Below are 17,578 nucleotides of genomic sequence, written 5' to 3' on the forward strand. Positions count from 1 at the left end.
ATTGTAGCAAAAAAACAATTATTTAAAAAGAAAACCTTTATTGTTAACTACTTGACAATAAGGCAATAATAGTTTAATTTTTACCTATGCAAACAAAATTGCCTTAGGGCAAAAATTCACCTTAACTTAGTCATTACATAGACTATATTATATTTTTTTAATTTAAAACTTGCCCTAGCGCAACTTTTTTAAAAACTAATTTTAAATTTACAAATAGAGAGGGATAGCTTTATGAAATGGTTCACAGTAATAATCTTAAGTATTCTATTAATAGGGTGCGGTGACGGAAATGAATCTGGTTCTTCTAGTGACACCTTGCAAATCACCACAACCACTGCTCAAGTGGGGGATGTTGTGCAAAACATTGGTGGAGATGTAGTAGAAGTAGAAGCACTGATGGGACCAGGCGTTGATCCTCACTTATATCAACCAACACAAAGTGACATAAGAAAATTAGGCAATGCAGATATGATTTTTTATAATGGTTTGAACTTAGAAGGGAATATGATTGATGTTTTTGAGCAGATGGGTGATTCTCAACCAACATTTGCTGTAGCAAGTTCATTGAATGATGATAAATTACAACAAGACATGGAGAACCCGAACGAAGTTGATCCGCACATTTGGTTTAGTATTGAACATTGGATTCAGGTCTCAGAATTTGTGAAAGAAAAGCTAACGGAACATGCACCAGATCATGAAGAAACGTTTACTAATAATATGGATGAATATATAAGTGAATTAGAAGAGCTACAGGCGTATGGAGAAGAACAATTTTCTCATATACCAGAAAATCAAAAAATATTAGTAACTGCTCATGATGCTTTTGGCTATTTCGGTACAGAGTTTGATTTTGAAGTAGTAGGAATTCAAGGGTTAAGTACAGATTCTGATTATGGTGTGAGAGATATTCAAGATGTAGTATCTGTATTAGTCGATAATGAAATTCCCGCCGTATTTACTGAAAGCAGTGTTCCAGAACGCGCTATGCAATCGGTAATTGATGGGGCAGAAAGTCGCGACCATGAAGTGGAGCTTGGTGGAGAGCTTTATTCAGATGCAATGGGAGAAGAAGGTTCAGAAACAGGTACTTACATTGGCATGTATCGCTATAATATTGATACAATTACAGAAGCTTTAACAGAATAACGCAAGGAAAGAGGGATCATATGAATGCTTTAGAAATGAAGGGAGTATCTGTTGCTTATCAAAAAGAAATGGTTTTAAAAGATGTAACAGTAGATATTCCTAAGGGTAAATTAGTTGGTATCATTGGTCCTAATGGCGCAGGTAAGTCAACGATGATAAAGTCTATTTTAAATATTGTTCCACGCGTTGCAGGGTCCATTGATATATTAGGTGAATCGTATGAAGTGAATCGAAATAAAATTGGTTATGTTCCTCAAAAAGAGGAAGTGGATTGGGATTTCCCAACGGATGTTTTGGACGTTGTTATGATGGGACGTTATAGGCATCAAAAGAAGTGGCGCAAAGCTAGCAGTGAAGATCGTGATATCGCAATGGATTGCTTGAAGAAAGTAAGTATGGACACCTTTGCAAAAAGGCAAATCAATCAACTTTCCGGTGGTCAACAACAACGTGTATTTCTTGCCAGAGCTCTAGCGCAGGATTCTCCCATTTATTTGATGGATGAACCTTTTACTGGTGTAGATGCTGCTACAGAAAAAGCGATTATTAAACTTCTTAGTTCTATGAAAGCAGAAGGTAAAACCGTAATTGTAGTCCATCATGATCTGCAAACGGTTCAAGAGTACTTTGATTCAGTGATTTTATTAAATCAAACCGTACAGTTTAGCGGGCCTACTTCTGAAGTGTTTACGTTAGATAATATACAACAAACATATGGTGGGGCGTTACAGGTTTTTCAAAACGAAGATAACCAACCTTCTGTTATTCAATCGTGAGGTGCTAAATCATGTTAGAAATCTTACAAGATGCTAATTTTCAATGGGTACTATTTGGCACTATTATATTAGGAATCACTAGTGGAATGATTGGTTGTTTTGCTGTGTTGAAACGACAAAGCTTAATTAGTGACGCAGTTGCCCATGCTGCTTTACCAGGTGTTTGTTTGGCCTTTATTATCGTGGGGAACAAAATGCTTTTGGTGCTCTTATTAGGAGCGTTAGTATCTGGGTATATTGCAACCTACTGCATTCAATACATTGTGGATCATTCAAAAATTAAAGAAGACACTTCGATAGGTATTGTTCTATCTGTCTTCTTTGGTTTTGGAATTGTTCTTTTAACTTATATTTCAAATCACTTAGGCGGCAATCAAAGCGGACTTGATGAATTTATCTTTGGTCAGGCAGCAGCGTTGTCCAGGCAAGATGTGCAATTGATTGCTATCGTCTCCATTGTATTAATCACCATCACGCTATTATTTTATAAAGAATTTAAACTTATAACCTTTGATGCGAACTTTGCGAAAGCAATAGGAATTCCTTATCAAAAAATTAATAGTTTATTAATGGTGTTGATTGTGACGGCTATTGTGATTGGTATCCAAACAGTAGGTGTCGTCCTGATGACAGCAATGGTGATCATTCCGCCGGCAGCCGCTCGATTTTGGACAGAACGATTAAGTGTGATGTTGATGTTAGCAGGAACTTTTGGTGGTGTAGCAAGCATGTTTGGGACGTATATAAGTACGCTTGCTTTGCGTATCCCTACAGGACCAGTTATTGTTCTTTGTGAAGCTGTCATCTTTCTTCTATCCTTTTTCCTAGCCCCTAAAAGAGGAATCGTTTCAAAAAAATGGACCTTCCACAAAGTAAAGAAAACACATCATCAAGAACGTAACAATAGAAAGCACAAGGTGATTGGATCATGAGTTATGAATTTTGGATTATTCTAACAGGGGTATTAGTAGGGGTTACTTGTGGGACGATTGGATGTCTTCTAATCATTCGTAAAATGGCAATGCTATCAGATGGAATAAGTCATACGGTTCTTTTAGGAATTGTGCTAGCTTATTTAATAAGTGATAGTTTATCAAGCGTTTATATGCTTATAGGTGCACTCATTGTAGGAATGCTTACGTCTGTGTTTGTACAGTATTTCTCTAACCGCGGAATTCATACAGACGCCTCTATTGGGATCGTATTTACCTCATTATTCGCGCTTGGAGTATTTCTCGTTTCCGTTTTTGCAAATCAAGTCCACTTAGATATTGATCATGTATTAATGGGTGAGATTACATTTGTGCCCTGGAATACGTTTACATTGTTGGGGATGGATTTAGGACCACAGGCAGTTTGGATGTTAGGGTTTGTATTAATTGTAAACACGTTGACGATTATATATTATTACCAACCTATTAAGATAAGTTCTTTCGATCCAACACTAGCCACTGCACTAGGCATTAATGTTATTTTCATTCACTATCTATTAATGGGAATGCTTTCTTTGTCGATCGTTGCATCCTTTGAAAGCGTAGGGTCCATTTTAGTAGTTACTATGTTAATTGTTCCTGGTGCGACTGCATATTTAATTACAAGGCGCTTAAGTTCTATGATGTTGATGAGTGCGTTAATCGGTGGTATCTCTGCAATATTAGGTTACTACATTGCATATTTATTTGATGTATCGATTGCAGGATCGATGTCCTCTGCGTTAGGACTTATCTTTATCATTGTATTTGCTACAAAATTGCTCACTCAAAAATATACCAGATATGCTTATAAGAAATTTGCTTTAAATAAAAACCAGCCAAATTAACATCTGGCTGGTTTTAAATTTGCTTTTTTGAACTAGAGTTTACTCCATCTAATTTCTAAATGGTCGCCTGAATTAATTGGCTCAGCAAACCCTACTTCTTGCTGATTTTTATATAACTTAAATTGTTGTCCGGTTTGCACCTGGAGTTCTAAATCAATGTACCGAAATAAGTCTTGGAAGATAAAAGTACTTTCTGTTTTTTCTTTCGTTTGGATATGATCCCCTGAGAATATTTCGTCCGTTGAATCTAATAGTTCGCCATTCCTTTGAATCTGTGAATTTGGTTTTGTTAATTTTATTTTTTCATTATTGTAAGTCACTTCAATTGTGTGTTTCAAGTTCAAGTTTAGTCGAGTGGCTAACTCTTCAACAGGGATAAAATCATTAATTTGTAAAAAGATAGAGTCATTCTCTGCTACGGTTTGATCTAGGGAAGCAGGTTGTTTATTTAAAAGTATGGTGACTTGTTGTTTTTTTATCATGTATGGTTGTTTATTTAACGTAATAGAAAAGGAGCCACTTTTTTCCGTTACTCGTTTTTCTCCGATTAAATCAAATACTTCACCGAGCTTCCAATCTGATTTCCACTGAACATGATCTCCGTCTTTCACTTGATCGTTTGCAAGCGCGCTAGTTTGGTTCACGTACAGTCTTGTGGGTAGATGAATGGTTTCGTTGTTCAAAGTTATTGTAAAACCAGATGGATCTCCAACTAAGTCTTCAACGGTGTATTTTGGGCTTGTTCCATTTTCTCCGGGATTTACAATAATATGGTCACCTTCAGAGATTGTATCTTTAATGGAAGCACTGACACCATTAATAAAAAGCTGAGGTGGTTTACCGAAAGTTCCGGGTAAAGTTACTTTCCGGTTGTTCATATAGACCATCATTGCCATCCCAGGTTTGCCATATAATTTATTTAATTCAATACCAGCAGCCAACAAACAATCTCCTATCGTGAGCTGTTTAACATCAAATAATCGTACCATTTTTCCGTTTACGTCCACGCTTATGTATTGAACTGGGCTCTGTTTGGCAGCAATTGCAATTCCAATTGGTGTAACGAACTCTGGGCTTTTAGGTAATGTGCTATGATCATCCAATAACTTGATGGCATCAATGTTTCTAATCGCCACTCGGTTTTCAGGTATTTGAAGTTTACTTGCAATTTTGGCAGGTAATGTTGGTGTTAAACTACCACCTCCAACTAACATGACAGCGCGAGGAGCCTGCTTATTCAATAAGATAATTTGATCGCATATTGCATTTGTTAATGAATCTACACTAGGTGCAATTTCCTGCATTACTTCTTCGCTAGAATAGCTATTTTCAAATCCAAGGATGTCTTCTACACTCATTTGTCCGTCATTTGATAGATCTCGTTTCGCTTGCTCAGCTTGATGGAAATCTAATAAGTACGTTTCACTTATTGACTCTGTAATCGCATCTCCGGCTTTTGGTACCATTCCGTATGCAGTTATCGTTCCTTCACTAGTTATTGCAATATCACTTGTACCAGCCCCAATGTCGACTAGAGCAATATTTAACTTTCGCATCGAAGTAGGTATCAGTACTTGAATGGCAGCAATTGGCTCTAAAGTTAATGCTTCCATTTCAAGTCCAGCACGCTGTAAGGCGGATAAAAGTGATTCAACAACCACTTTTGGTAAGAATGTTGCTATGATGTCTATGCTTGCTGTTTCGCCTTGCTGATCTACTAAGGAGCCAATTTCCTGATTATCCAAATAATAATGTAGTACAGAATACCCGACACAATAATACGTAGTGGAATTGGAATCAATGTTACTTTCTGCTTCTGCTAGCTCATATTGGGCATTTTGCACAGCTGACAACTCTAAGTGGAAAATATCTTCATCTTCCATAAGTGGTTGTTTAGAAATATCTGAGTGAACAGTGCTTTTGATTGTTTTTAAAGCACGTCCAGCCGCGGCTACACAAACCTGTTTAAGTGGCCCGTGGTTGATTTCTAGTTTTTCTTTTATAATATGTATTTTCTCGGAAACGGCAACGACATTATGTATTTGTCCATCCAACATGGAACGTTCTTGGTGTTCTTCTTGAACTAAGTCAAGCACACGATATTTCCCTTCGACCTTCTCTAGCATAATTCCGACGACACTTCTTGTACCAATATCTAACGCAAATAACTTTTCACTCATTGATTCACCCCATCGTTTCCCTGCAAATGTAGTAGAGCATTTACATCATGACAAAATGTATATGGTTCGTTATAATTGTATACTTAGTTAAGAATAATGTACCATAAATATGGTTTGTAATAAACAAAGCATGGGGGCACACAAAGTGGAGAATAATAACTTAGATCAATTGAGAAATGAATTAGATGAAGTGAATATAGAAATATTAAAGTTAATTAACAAGCGTGGGGACTTGGTTAAAAAAATAGGAGATATTAAGAAATCCCAAGGTATCAAAGCATTTGATCCAGTTAGGGAGCGAGAAATGCTAGATCATATTATAGAGAAACACGAAGGACCTTTTGAATATAAAACGATTGAGCATTTATTCAAAGAAATTTTCAAAGCGGCAAAAGAACTCCAAGAAGATGACTATAGAAAGACCTTATTAGTGTCTCGTAAACAAAAACAAACGGACACTATTGTTTCTATCGGGGACGTAGAAGTTGGTAACGGAGAAAAACAAATGGTGATTGGTCCTTGTTCCGTTGAATCCTATGAACAAGTGGAGGAAGTTGCAAAGGCAATTAAAGCTAAAGGTGTCAAGCTCTTAAGAGGTGGAGCGTTCAAACCACGTACATCTCCTTATGATTTTCAAGGCTTAGGAATAGAAGGGCTAAAAATTCTAAAAGATGTAGGGATAAAACACAATCTAAAAGTAGTAAGTGAAATAGTAAACCCTAAAGACATCCAAGTAGCAGAAGAGTACTTAGATATTATTCAAATTGGCGCACGAAACATGCAAAACTTTGAGTTGTTAAAAGAGGCCGGAAAATCCTCTAAACCTATTTTGCTGAAGAGAGGATTAGCAGCTACAATTAATGAATTTATGAATGCAGCAGAATATATTATTTCTCAAGGAAACGAGAATATTATCCTATGTGAGCGTGGGATCCGGACGTATGAAACAGCTACTAGAAATACTCTTGATATAACAGCAGTACCAGTTTTGAAAAAAGAAACACACTTACCAGTTATGGTCGACGTGACTCATTCCACTGGAAGAAGAGACTTGTTATTGCCAGCTGCAAAAGCTGCTATTGCTATTGGAGCAGATGGTATAATGGCAGAAGTTCATCCAGATCCTGCAGTAGCGTTGTCTGATTCTCAACAACAGATGGATATCCCTACTTTTAATTCATTTTATGAAGCCTTAAAACAGCTGTAAAATTATAAGATGAATTAGACAATCAGTGGGCAATAAGTATTGCTTGGGATTATGTAATCAAGTATGCTTACAGTAATAAGAGAAAGCTATCAGATTAGCGAGGGTGATGAAAATGGGCGTAACAATTTACGATGTGGCAAAAGAGGCAAATGTTTCAATGGCGACTGTTTCCCGAGTGATTAATGGGAACACGAATGTTAAGCCTGCAACAAGGAAAAAGGTATTAGACGCAATTGAATTACTTGGTTTTCGTCCAAACGCAGTAGCAAGGGGCTTGGCTAGCAGGAAAACAACCTCGGTTGGGGTGATTATTCCGGATATTTCTAACTTATTCTTTGCGGAATTAGCTCGAGGAATTGAAGATATTGCAACAATGTACAAGTATCATATTATTCTTAGTAGTTCTGACCAACAGAAAACGAAAGAGCTTGATTTACTAGATAATATGTTAGAAAAGCAAGTCGATGGTGTTATTTTTATGGGGTCATCCGTGACAGAAGAGCATGTACAAGCATTCAACCAAGCAAATGTTCCTGTCATCCTTGCAGCCACTGTCGATGAAGCAAATGAACTTCCATCTGTAAATATTGATTATTATGAAGCGATGAAAGATGTTGTCAACTATGTCATTACGAACGAGACGACAGAAATTGGTTTTGTGAGTTCTCCGCTTACTGCTAAACTAAATCAGAAGAAAAAAGAAGGTTTCGAAGCAGCATTAAAAGCTAATGAGCTAAATCTAGATGAAACAATGGTCTACGATGGAGATGACACGTATAAATCAGGGTTAGAAGCGGCTGATTATTTCCTTCGCTTAGATCAAGCTCCCAAAGCAATATTGGCTTCTTCTGATGAGATGGCATTAGGGGTTATTCACGGAGCTCAGGATCAAGGTAAGAAAATTCCAGAAGATTTAATTGTAATTGGTTTTGATAATACGCGTTTAGCAACCATGGTCCGACCTACATTAACAACAGTTGTGCAGCCAATGTATGATATTGGTGCGGTGTCTATGCGTTTATTGACGAAGCATTTGCGTCGTGAGGAAATTGATGAACAACAAGTAACGTTACCTCACCGAATTATCTTTAGAGACTCAACAAACTCGAATTAAATCCGATATGTAAAATAGAGAGCTATAGAGAAATAGGGTGAGAGGTAATGAAAAAAAGAGATTTACTAACCCCAATTGGCATTGGATTAGGCGCAACAATGATACTAATGGGAATTTACTTTAACAGTGGTTTTGGAGGAGTTACAACTTTTGTTCAGGTAAGTTCATTCTTTGTTGTTATTGGGGGATTAACAGGAGCTTTATTTGTTAACTTTAATATGACGGAAATGAAACTATGTGTTCGTGTATTTAAAGAAGCTTTTAATGATGATGATTATAATTTGCGAGAATTAATTCAATTATTTATCTCCTTATCAGAGAAAGCAAGACGCGAAGGGTTGTTAGCTTTAGAAAATGAGGTAGAAGAGCTAGAGGATCCGTTTATAAAGAAGGGTATTTACTTAGCTATAGATGGAATCGAACCTGAAGTAATTAATGATATTATGAACGCCGAGATTGCAGCGACGGAAGATAGACATACGAAAGGTCGATCGATTGTAGAGAAGGCTGGAGAATATGCACCTGCGTGGGGGATGATTGGTACCTTAATTGGACTTGTGCTCATGCTAAATAACTTAGAATCTCCTGAAACTATTGGTCCAGCGATGGCGGTAGCATTATTAACTACATTTTACGGTATGGTTTTAGCTAATCTTGTATTTCTTCCGATTGCTGGTAAGTTATTTTCAAGAACAGACCAAGAAATTTTCATGAAGCAAGTTATTGTGGAAGGTGTTATTGGAGTTCAATCTGGTCAAAACCCTAAGATTTTGGAGGAAAAACTAAGTGCTTTCCTACCAAGTCAAGTTGAGAAAGCAGAGGAACCTGAAGAAGAAACGGAAGAAGATGTAGGTGAGTCTCGTAATGAAGCCTAATAAACGCAAGCGGCCACAGCGAACTGCCCCGTTATGGATGGTTACATATTCTGACATGGTGACATTAATTTTAGTGTTTTTTATTCTACTATTCTCCATGTCTCAAATCGACGCAATTAAATTTAATGCAGTTGCAGAGTCTTATCGTCAAAATGTAATCTTTGATTTTATGCCGTCAGCGATTCCACTAGAAAATCCTACTGATTACGAAGAAAGTGAGGATGATGGAGATCTGACGGACGAAGAATTAGAAGGCGATGAATTAGAAGAAGAAAATGAAGAGGATTTTGAACAGGAATTTGAAGAGGAATTTGAAGATGAAGGTGAAAGCGAAAGTGGAGAACAGGAACTAACGGAGTTAAGAGAAGAAGTGGAGCAATACTCAGAAGATAACGAGTTATCACAATTGATCTATGCAAATCGCACAGAACGTGGCGTCGTTCTCGTTTTACAAGAACAAGTTTTATTTGAGACAGCTGAAGCTAATTTAGTTGATGAAGGCTTACCTTTCTTAAATAAAGTCGGTGCATTATTAGAAAATATACCAAACAATGTGAAAGTAGAAGGTCATACAGATGCTCGACCAATTAATAGTGCCATCTATCCTTCAAACTGGGAATTAAGTGGAGCAAGAGCTAGTAGTGTCGTTCGCTATTTCATTGAAGAATTAGAAATGGATGAAACACGTTTTCAAGCAGTTGGTTTTTCTGACACTCGCCCCATTGTAGAAAACGATGGCCCGGAAAGCTGGGAGCAAAATAGACGTGTAGAATTAGTCATTACAGAAACATCAGAAAATTAAAAGCAAAGCTGCTCACAATAGAGCGGCTTTGCTTTTTTCATGTTACATAGAAAACTTTTGTTCATCACGAATAATTTGTAAAGATTTATTTAGTTGAATCCGGTTTTTCTCTGTGATTTCTTCTTTTCTAGGAATTTCTTGATACAGTTTGTCTTCATCATGCCAAAAAAGTGGTAGAGAAACGGGGGATTCATCTTTCCAATCATTGATCCAGGAGTCTGGCAATTGACCAGTAAACATATTTTCACCTTTAGCTATTTTCCAAATTTGAGCCCAAGCTCTTGGAACCACACGCCATATATCGTAACCCCCACCACCAAGCGCAATCCATCTTCCTTCACAAAATGAATGAGCAATTTCGTGAGCTATTGCAGGTATTTTTTCATAGATTTCCATTGTGCAACATAGATGGGAAAGTGGGTCATAAACGTGTGCGTCTGCACCGTTTTGGGTGACAATGATATCTGGTTTAAAATGGTTTGCAATGGTATACATTGCCTCTTCATAGACTTCTAGGAAGGACTCATTCTCTGTAAACGCATCTACTGGAATGTTAAAAGATGTACCATACCCCTCATTTTGGCCACGTTCATTTACGCTACCCGTACCTGGGAATAAATATCTTCCTGTTTCATGAATTGATAAAGTACAAACATTGGGGTCGTCATAAAAAATCCATTGAACTCCATCTCCATGATGAGCATCTGTATCTACATACAACACTTTATAATTAAATTTTTCCCGAATGTACTTAATCGCAATTGCTGCATCATTATAAATACAAAATCCAGATGCCTTTCTCTTAAATCCATGATGCAGTCCACCACCTAAGTTGACCATGTGTTTATAGTTGCCTTGTAATACGTGATCGACTGCTGTTAATGTGCCACCTACAAGTTGTGACGCTGCTTCGTGCATATGATCAAACATTGGTGTATCCTCGGTTCCAATTCCAAATTCGATACCTTCTTCTGGTTTTAGTAAGCCTTTTCCTGCCTTTTTAACAGCCTCTACATAATTATAATCATGTACAAGCATAATTTCTTCATCTGTAGCAATCCTTGGTTCAATAATATCCTCTTCAGAGAGTGCCTGACTTTTAATCAATAAATCATAAGTAAGTTCTACACGTTTTTGGTTAAACGGATGATTTTCGCGGAATTTATAGTTCACAAAGTTATCCGAATAAACAAAACCTGCATGATGACTCATCGTTGTAACCCCGGTATATTTGGCCAAATAACATCATAACCTTGCCGTTTTAATTCATCAATCAGTGGCATAGGGTTCATCGTTTGCACTCGTAAAACGATTACTTTTTCAGTCAGACTATCATTATAAGGATATATGAAAACAGAGGAAATATTTGTATTTCTTTCGCTAATTACTTGAGTGATTTTAGGGAGGACCCCCACTTTGTTTGGAACACGCACTTCAATTTGTGAGCTTTGTTCGTGAATACCGGTCAATTGAATCAAGCGATATAATAAGTCTTTCTCTGTTACAATTCCGATCAATTGATTATTTTTGGTAACTGGTACGCATGCGATTTCATGTTCATAAAAGATGGATGCAACATCCTCTATAAAGTCTAAAGGGTGAACAGTAATAACAGGAGAAGTCATGATGGAGGATACTTTATTTTTTAAAATATCTTGATTTTGATTCTGTTCTAAAACAGATGGTGCTGCATCACGAATATCGCGATCAGATAAAATTCCAATAACATGTTGATCACTATTTACCACTGGAATATGACGTATGTGATTTTCATTTAGTAAAACCAAAGCTTCTTCAATCTTATCTTCTGCATGCAATGTGATTATTTTGTCTGACATGATTTCTTCTACTAGCATAGTGGTTCACCTCGTTGTTACATCCAAAATTTGTCCCGTCCCATAAATCGTAACGAATCAAATGTTTGAATGGAAGATTGTGGTACATTTTTTCCGATTCTTACTAATAAACAATTAGCTGGATGTGAAATGATTTCAGGATCGTCGGTAGACATAGGCTTTAAACCACCTTTACCCATCATTTTCTCCATTACTTCGCGGTATTGCCATACGGATAATCCGGTTGACTTCATATCCCAATGCCAGTAATATTCCGTTGTGATGACAATGTAATTTTCCATTTGTTTATCTTCCATGGCTACTTCTAAAATAGAAGAACCAACTTTCATTCCACGATAGCCATCAGCAACTTCTATCGCACCTAATTCAATTAAATCATCCATTTTTATTTCTGACCAACGTTCAAGTGGGTCAGGGTGAAGGAATGTTGCATAACCAATTATGATGTCCCCATCCCGTGCAATAATGACACGGCCTTCCTCAAAATCCGCGATGGAACGGACAGCTTCTAACTGCTTCTTTGGAGGACGAAATGCAGTCAGCCCATCATCAAAGCTATATTCACTGAGTTGTTTTGATGAGACAGGACCTTCTACTATCACTTCTTTTTCGTCTTTTGTTAACGTTCTTTGAAAATATTTCTTAGGATGCTTCAACTGTACACCACCTATTAATGGTTTTATAGAGATATTATAACATGCTTGAACTATAAAATAATCTGATAACAAAAAAAAAAAAAAGCAAAAAGCCATAAGCACTAGTCGCTTTCCTTAAATAAGATTTAACTTTGATCTTCTTCATCAGAATTATCTTCGTCTTCCTCAGGTTCTTCTTCAGGCTCTTCATCAGGTTCCTCTTCTGGTTCTTCATCAGGTTCCTCTTCTGGTTCGTCAGGTTCCTCTTCGTTACCATTGCCGTTACCGTTACCGTTACCGTTACCGTTACCGTTACCGTTACCGTTACCGTTACCATTTCCAGAACCATTGCCATTGCCTGAACCATTTTCGTCACTTTCTTCCTCTTCTTCAGAGCCATTTTCGTCACTTTCATTGCCGGAATCTCCATCACCAGAGCCGCCGCCATTGCCGGAATCTCCGTCATCAGAGCCACCGTCATTGCCGGAATCTCCATTATCAGAGTCATTGCCACTGTCGGAATCTTCATCATCTGACTCGTCTTCATCACTAGGTAGCGATCCGTATGTTGTTGAATTAGACATACTGGATTCGTCTCCATAAAAGCTTACTGCACGAACAGCGTAAACTTGACCTGAACTAGCATCAAATGAAGTGGAAGTAGTACTTCCTACTTGTCTGAAGTTTCCGTCCTCAGAGCTTGAAGCATAAACTCTATATCCAATAACGCTTCCACCTACAGAGTTCCAAGTAACATTTCCACCACTAATGGATACACCTGATGGAGAACTTGGTGTTCCTGTATCCTCTGGTGGATCAGATTCAGGTACTAATAAGTCAGAGAACACATCTCGATTTGGTAGAAGTTTATCTAGATCATCGATATCATCCCAGCCTTGATCTTCCAAAAATCCAGGTTTTAAGAAATTACCTTCCTCGGTAAATTCACTAGGTGTTTCATCAATTGCTTCATAAATGGAATCTCTAATTTCTACATACCTGCCAGAAGTGATGCTATCATCTTCTTCTGTAGGGACATGATCCGCATGGAATAAATCAGTACGGGTTAAGCCTAAGTCTTCACATGTATCACTTGGAAGCATACCAGATAGTAAACAATAACTTTGTGAAACAATACCTCCTGGGCTTTCATGTTCTTCTTCAGGAGCCATTAAGTCAGGGTCAATCTCCGTTGCAGCGTTAACTAACTGTGCCCAATAACCAAGGTTTCGGTTACTATAGCCAAGGGAACAACCAGCACACTGATCTAAATTCAATTGACTAGTAAAGTCATAATCTTCCCCATAGCTATATTGCCTATAACCATACCATGTTCCAACGGTTACATTTGGATTTGTACCAACAAACCAGGCATCGTTCCAGTTACCAGACGTACCAGTTTTTCCTGCCCAGTCAACACCAGGATTCGTTAATACGTTGTTAAGGTAAGTTGCCGTTCCTTCAGAAATTACATCTCTTAATATATCTAAAGTTAAATAAGCAGTTTGCGGTGAAAATACTTCTGTAAATTCTGCTTCATGTTCATAAATAGTAGAACCTTCTCGGTCAACTATTTCCTCGATCATGTACGCATCAACAAATTCACCTTGATTGGCAAAAGTTGAATAAGCATTTGTGTTCTCCTCAACTGTTGTATACATCGTACCGAGTACAGAAGGAGGTGAATTATAATGGTTTTCATCCCAAGAAGGTCTAGTTCGTTCCATCCCCATTCCTTCTAAGTAGGATACTGGATCTGGATTTTCCGCAGTTAAATCCATCATCACCTTAGCAGCTGGAATATTATCTGAAGCTGCTAATGCTTCTCTTGCACTAATTATCCCTTTTTCTTGTGCTTCTATATAGTTTGATAAATCCCAAGTTTCACCTAAATCTGTTTCATATTCAAAGGCAACATCCGGAATTGGTGAGCCTGGTTGAATAATTCCTTCCTCCATTGCAGGTGCAAAGCCAAGCAATGGCTTCATCGTACTACCAATTGGTCGTGTATTGTATGTGGAGTAGTTAATCTGGCTTTCGTCATAGTCTTGCCCGCCAACAAATGCTATAATTTTACCAGTTTGGTTCTCCATCATTAATGCTCCACCTTCAACTGGAATTTCAAGTTCAAAGTCTTCTCCAGTTTCATGGTGAGCAACGGTGAATGTTCTCGTTGGTCCGAATTGGTCATAATTCTCCGTTACTTCTTTAAATCTGTCGTAGATTTCTTTATTAATGGTTGTATGAATTTCTACACCATTTTGTCTAAGATGTCTCTCTCCAAGGACCCTATACTCTGTTTGTAGTTCACTATCTTCTTGCAGGTCTTCTTGTGAGTAACCATCTTCTTCAGCAATTTCTTCTGCCATAATATCAATTGCTCGGCGTTCTACATCATAAACCAAGTATGGATATTCTGAATAGGCAGTTTCTCTTTTATCTGTTAAGTTTCCAATAATATCGTATTCTTGAGCTTCATCGTATTCTTCTTGTGTTATATAATCTGCTCTTAGCATTCGATTTAGAACAGTGTCCATGCGACTTAAACTAGGCTGAAGTCCTTCTTCAGACTTTAATTCGCCAGCTCCATCAAATGGAGTATAGACAGAAGGACTCTGAGGTAAGCCTGCGATATAAGCAGACTGTGCTATGTTCAATTCACTCGCGTCAACGTCAAATAATCCTTGAGCTGTAGCTTGAATACCTGCAACATTTCTACCTGATGAATTTCTTCCAAAAGGTACAATGTTGATATATGCTTCTAGAATTTCTTCCTTTTCAAAGAATTGCTCTAAGCGCATTGCAATCATAATTTCTTCTGCTTTACGTTCGAAAGAAACTTCGTCCGATAATATTTGATTTTTTACAAGCTGTTGAGTCAATGTACTTCCACCGGTTTGCGTTGCAGAACCAGTAAATTCTTGATACATAGCACGCATGATTGCCTTTGGAACAATACCGTCATGATCTTGGAAGTATTCATCTTCTGTTGCGATGATTGCATTAATGAAGTTGTCTGAAACTTCATCTAACGTTATTTCATCACGTCGTAGATCACTTCTCATTTCACCTAAGTATACGTTGTCGGCAAAATATATGTCTGATGTTTCTTCGTAATTATAAATGAGTTGTTCCATTTCTTCCTTCTCACTTACTTCACTAACCGTTTCCCCTTGTACTAAGGAAGCAAAGTAACCTAAACCAAGTCCACCAAAGAAGAATGCACCGACTAAACCTATCACTAGGAATACTAAGATAACATTCCATGCTACATCTAATGTGACTCTTGTTATTTTAGGAAACTTACCACTTTGAAAAAACGCTAAAAATTTATTGTTAGATTCTTGATCGCTCATATTCTGAACCCCCTAAATATCGTATCTATTATAGCACATCCGACAAGAAACTTATACCAATAAAAGTAGGGAAGATGTTGCATTTTTAAAAGACTTATGCTAAAAATATTTCATAAGAATAAATAATATATGCAAAGAATAGTTGAAGTAGTTTCTATAAGCTTACTTAAGAGAGCCGGTGGGTGGTGTGAACCGGTGTAAATATAGAAATGAATTACGTCTAGGAGCATTCTCTTTAAGAGAACGGTTGGAAAATCGTTAACAATAATGAAGTGGTAGCTATTGTAGTTGCAACTAGGGTGGTAACGCGAGTCCTTCGTCCCTATAGTGGATGGAGGGCTTTTTTGTATGCAAAATGACAAAGGGAGGAAGTAAAACATGAGTATTTTAGATGATTTAAGAGACAGAGGATTAATACAACAAGTGACAGATGAAGAAGGGTTAGAGAAGCATTTAAACGAGGATCGAGTGGCTTTATACTGTGGTTTTGACCCAACTGCAGATAGTCTGCATATCGGTCATCTTTTTCCTGCTTTGATGCTTAAACGATTTCAAGAAGCTGGGCATCGACCTATAGCATTAGTTGGTGGGGGCACTGGAATGATAGGGGACCCGAGTGGTAGGAATGAAGAACGTTCTTTAAACGAAGAAAATGTTGTAAAAGAGTGGAGTAATAATATAAAAGACCAATTATCAAAACTAATTGATTTTGATGATGCAAAGAATGGAGCAGTAGTTGTTAATAACTACGACTGGTTATCACAAATGTCAGTGATTGACTTGTTAAGAGATGTTGGAAAGCACTTTAGTGTGAATTATATGTTAGCAAAAGAATCAGTTGAAGCGAGAATTGAACATGGAATCTCATTTACAGAATTCACTTACATGCTTTTACAGTCATTAGATTTTCTTCGATTATACCAAAAAGAGAATTGTACCCTTCAAATAGGCGGAAGTGATCAGTGGGGGAATATTACAGCTGGATTAGAGTTAATACGTCGTAGCAGTCAAGAAGGGGAGTCAGCAAAGGCATTTGGTTTAACTGTTCCATTAGTAACAAAAGCAGACGGACAAAAGTTTGGTAAAACAGCTAGCGGTGCTATTTGGTTAGATGAGAAAAAGACAAGTCCTTATGAGTTTTACCAGTTTTGGATTAACACAGATGATCGAGATGTGATTAAGTTTCTTAAATCATTTACTTTTCTACCATTAGAAGAAATTTCTGAGTTGGAAAAATCAAATACGGAACACCCTGAAAAGCGAGAAGCACACCGGAAATTAGCAGAAGAAATGACACAGATGGTTCACGGTAAAGCGTCGCTAGATCAAGCAGTTAGAATTTCACAAGCTCTATTTAATGGAGACGTAAAATCATTAAGTAAAGATGAAGTCGCGTTAGGATTTAAGGATGTACCATCATTTGATTTGGAAGAAAGTGAAAAACCTCTAATTGACCTATTAGTGGAGGCAAAAATTTCCTCTTCCAAAAGACAAGCGAGAGAAGACATCGGAAATGGTGCAATTTACATTAATGATGAACGTCAGACGGATCTTCAATATAATCTAGATGACAAAGATAAGATTGACGGAGCATTTACGATAATAAGAAGAGGAAAGAAAAAGTATTTTTTAATACGTCACTAAAACGAATGACCTAAAAAGACACGATCAGAAGAAGGGAGGAGGCAGCCCGCTTTTGTTCGTGTTTTATTTTATAGCAAAATATAATGCTTTCTGTGCAGGATTTTATAAAAATACGACTATTCATGTCGGAATTATTGACTTTTCGTTAAATACTTCATATTATTT

The 17,578-nt window shown here is 37.3% G+C and carries 14 protein-coding genes and 1 other annotated feature; of the genes, 9 read left to right on the forward strand and 5 right to left on the reverse strand.

Going from position 1 to position 17,578, the window contains the following annotated elements:
* The first annotated feature begins 231 nt into the window (after positions 1 to 231).
* From G532_RS0107390 to G532_RS14980, 4 genes are read left to right on the forward strand one after another with little or no spacing between them, the layout of a single operon-like run.
* Positions 232 to 1,149, forward strand: coding sequence for a metal ABC transporter solute-binding protein, Zn/Mn family (locus G532_RS0107390; RefSeq protein ID WP_027964225.1), 918 nt, complete (start codon positions 232 to 234; stop codon positions 1,147 to 1,149).
* Positions 1,150 to 1,169: 20 nt separating this feature from the next.
* Positions 1,170 to 1,925: a metal ABC transporter ATP-binding protein gene (locus G532_RS0107395; RefSeq protein ID WP_027964226.1), complete on the forward strand. Its 756-nt coding sequence runs from the start codon at positions 1,170 to 1,172 to the stop codon at positions 1,923 to 1,925.
* A gap of 11 nt (positions 1,926 to 1,936) precedes the next feature.
* Positions 1,937 to 2,857, forward strand: a complete 921-nt coding sequence (locus tag G532_RS0107400; protein WP_027964227.1) for a metal ABC transporter permease — start codon at positions 1,937 to 1,939, stop codon at positions 2,855 to 2,857.
* Positions 2,854 to 3,744 carry a metal ABC transporter permease gene (locus G532_RS14980; protein WP_035512749.1) on the forward strand — a complete coding sequence of 297 codons (891 nt, stop codon included), beginning with the start codon at positions 2,854 to 2,856 and terminating at the stop codon, positions 3,742 to 3,744. The genes G532_RS0107400 and G532_RS14980 overlap by 4 nt, the downstream gene beginning before the upstream one ends.
* Positions 3,745 to 3,776: 32 nt before the next feature.
* Here the strand turns inward: G532_RS14980 and pilM are convergent, their stop codons facing one another.
* On the reverse strand, positions 3,777 to 5,924 hold the full coding sequence (gene pilM / locus G532_RS0107410) for a pilus assembly protein PilM (protein ID WP_027964228.1): 2,148 nt from the start codon (positions 5,922 to 5,924) through the stop codon (positions 3,777 to 3,779).
* A gap of 145 nt (positions 5,925 to 6,069) precedes the next feature.
* Here pilM and G532_RS0107415 point away from each other — a divergent pair, with 145 nt between their 5' ends.
* The 4 genes from G532_RS0107415 to motS all read left to right on the forward strand — a co-directional run bounded on the left by G532_RS0107415 (position 6,070) and on the right by motS (position 9,922).
* The gene (locus G532_RS0107415; RefSeq protein ID WP_027964229.1) at positions 6,070 to 7,131 is read left to right on the forward strand and encodes a bifunctional 3-deoxy-7-phosphoheptulonate synthase/chorismate mutase; all 1,062 of its coding nucleotides are present in this window, start codon (positions 6,070 to 6,072) and stop codon (positions 7,129 to 7,131) included.
* A gap of 88 nt (positions 7,132 to 7,219) precedes the next feature.
* A complete protein-coding gene (gene ccpA / locus G532_RS0107420) occupies positions 7,220 to 8,245 on the forward strand; it encodes a catabolite control protein A (protein ID WP_281170531.1) in 1,026 nt (341 codons plus the stop codon).
* 47 nt (positions 8,246 to 8,292) lie between these two features.
* Entirely contained in the window at positions 8,293 to 9,120 is an 828-nt protein-coding gene (gene motP / locus G532_RS0107425; protein ID WP_027964231.1) for a flagellar motor protein MotP, read from the forward strand.
* Complete coding sequence (gene motS, locus G532_RS0107430; protein ID WP_027964232.1) at positions 9,110 to 9,922, forward strand: flagellar motor protein MotS; 813 nt, start codon at positions 9,110 to 9,112, stop codon at positions 9,920 to 9,922. Before motP ends, motS begins: the two co-directional genes overlap by 11 nt.
* 42 nt (positions 9,923 to 9,964) lie before the next feature.
* On the opposite strand, the gene G532_RS0107435 is transcribed toward motS, so the two are convergent.
* The 4 genes from G532_RS0107435 to G532_RS14985 form a co-directional block, all read right to left on the reverse strand.
* Complete coding sequence (locus G532_RS0107435; RefSeq protein WP_027964233.1) at positions 9,965 to 11,134, reverse strand: acetoin utilization protein AcuC; 1,170 nt, start codon at positions 11,132 to 11,134, stop codon at positions 9,965 to 9,967.
* Complete coding sequence (locus tag G532_RS0107440; RefSeq protein WP_027964234.1) at positions 11,131 to 11,778, reverse strand: acetoin utilization AcuB family protein; 648 nt, start codon at positions 11,776 to 11,778, stop codon at positions 11,131 to 11,133. Before G532_RS0107440 ends, G532_RS0107435 begins: the two co-directional genes overlap by 4 nt.
* Positions 11,779 to 11,795: 17 nt before the next feature.
* A complete protein-coding gene (locus tag G532_RS0107445; protein WP_027964235.1) occupies positions 11,796 to 12,434 on the reverse strand; it encodes a GNAT family N-acetyltransferase in 639 nt (212 codons plus the stop codon).
* A 125-nt stretch (positions 12,435 to 12,559) separates the two neighbouring features.
* The gene (locus tag G532_RS14985) at positions 12,560 to 15,769 is read right to left on the reverse strand and encodes a transglycosylase domain-containing protein (RefSeq protein ID WP_051189105.1); all 3,210 of its coding nucleotides are present in this window, start codon (positions 15,767 to 15,769) and stop codon (positions 12,560 to 12,562) included.
* A gap of 125 nt (positions 15,770 to 15,894) precedes the next feature.
* Positions 15,895 to 16,096: a binding site (T-box leader), on the forward strand.
* Between the two features lie 51 nt (positions 16,097 to 16,147).
* Between G532_RS14985 and tyrS the strand changes: the two genes are divergently transcribed.
* A complete protein-coding gene (gene tyrS, locus G532_RS0107455) occupies positions 16,148 to 17,413 on the forward strand; it encodes a tyrosine--tRNA ligase (protein WP_027964236.1) in 1,266 nt (421 codons plus the stop codon).
* The last annotated feature ends 165 nt before the right edge of the window (positions 17,414 to 17,578 follow it).

Source organism: Halalkalibacillus halophilus DSM 18494, assembly GCF_000423105.1.
Taxonomy (GTDB): domain Bacteria; phylum Bacillota; class Bacilli; order Bacillales; family Alkalibacillaceae; genus Halalkalibacillus; species Halalkalibacillus halophilus.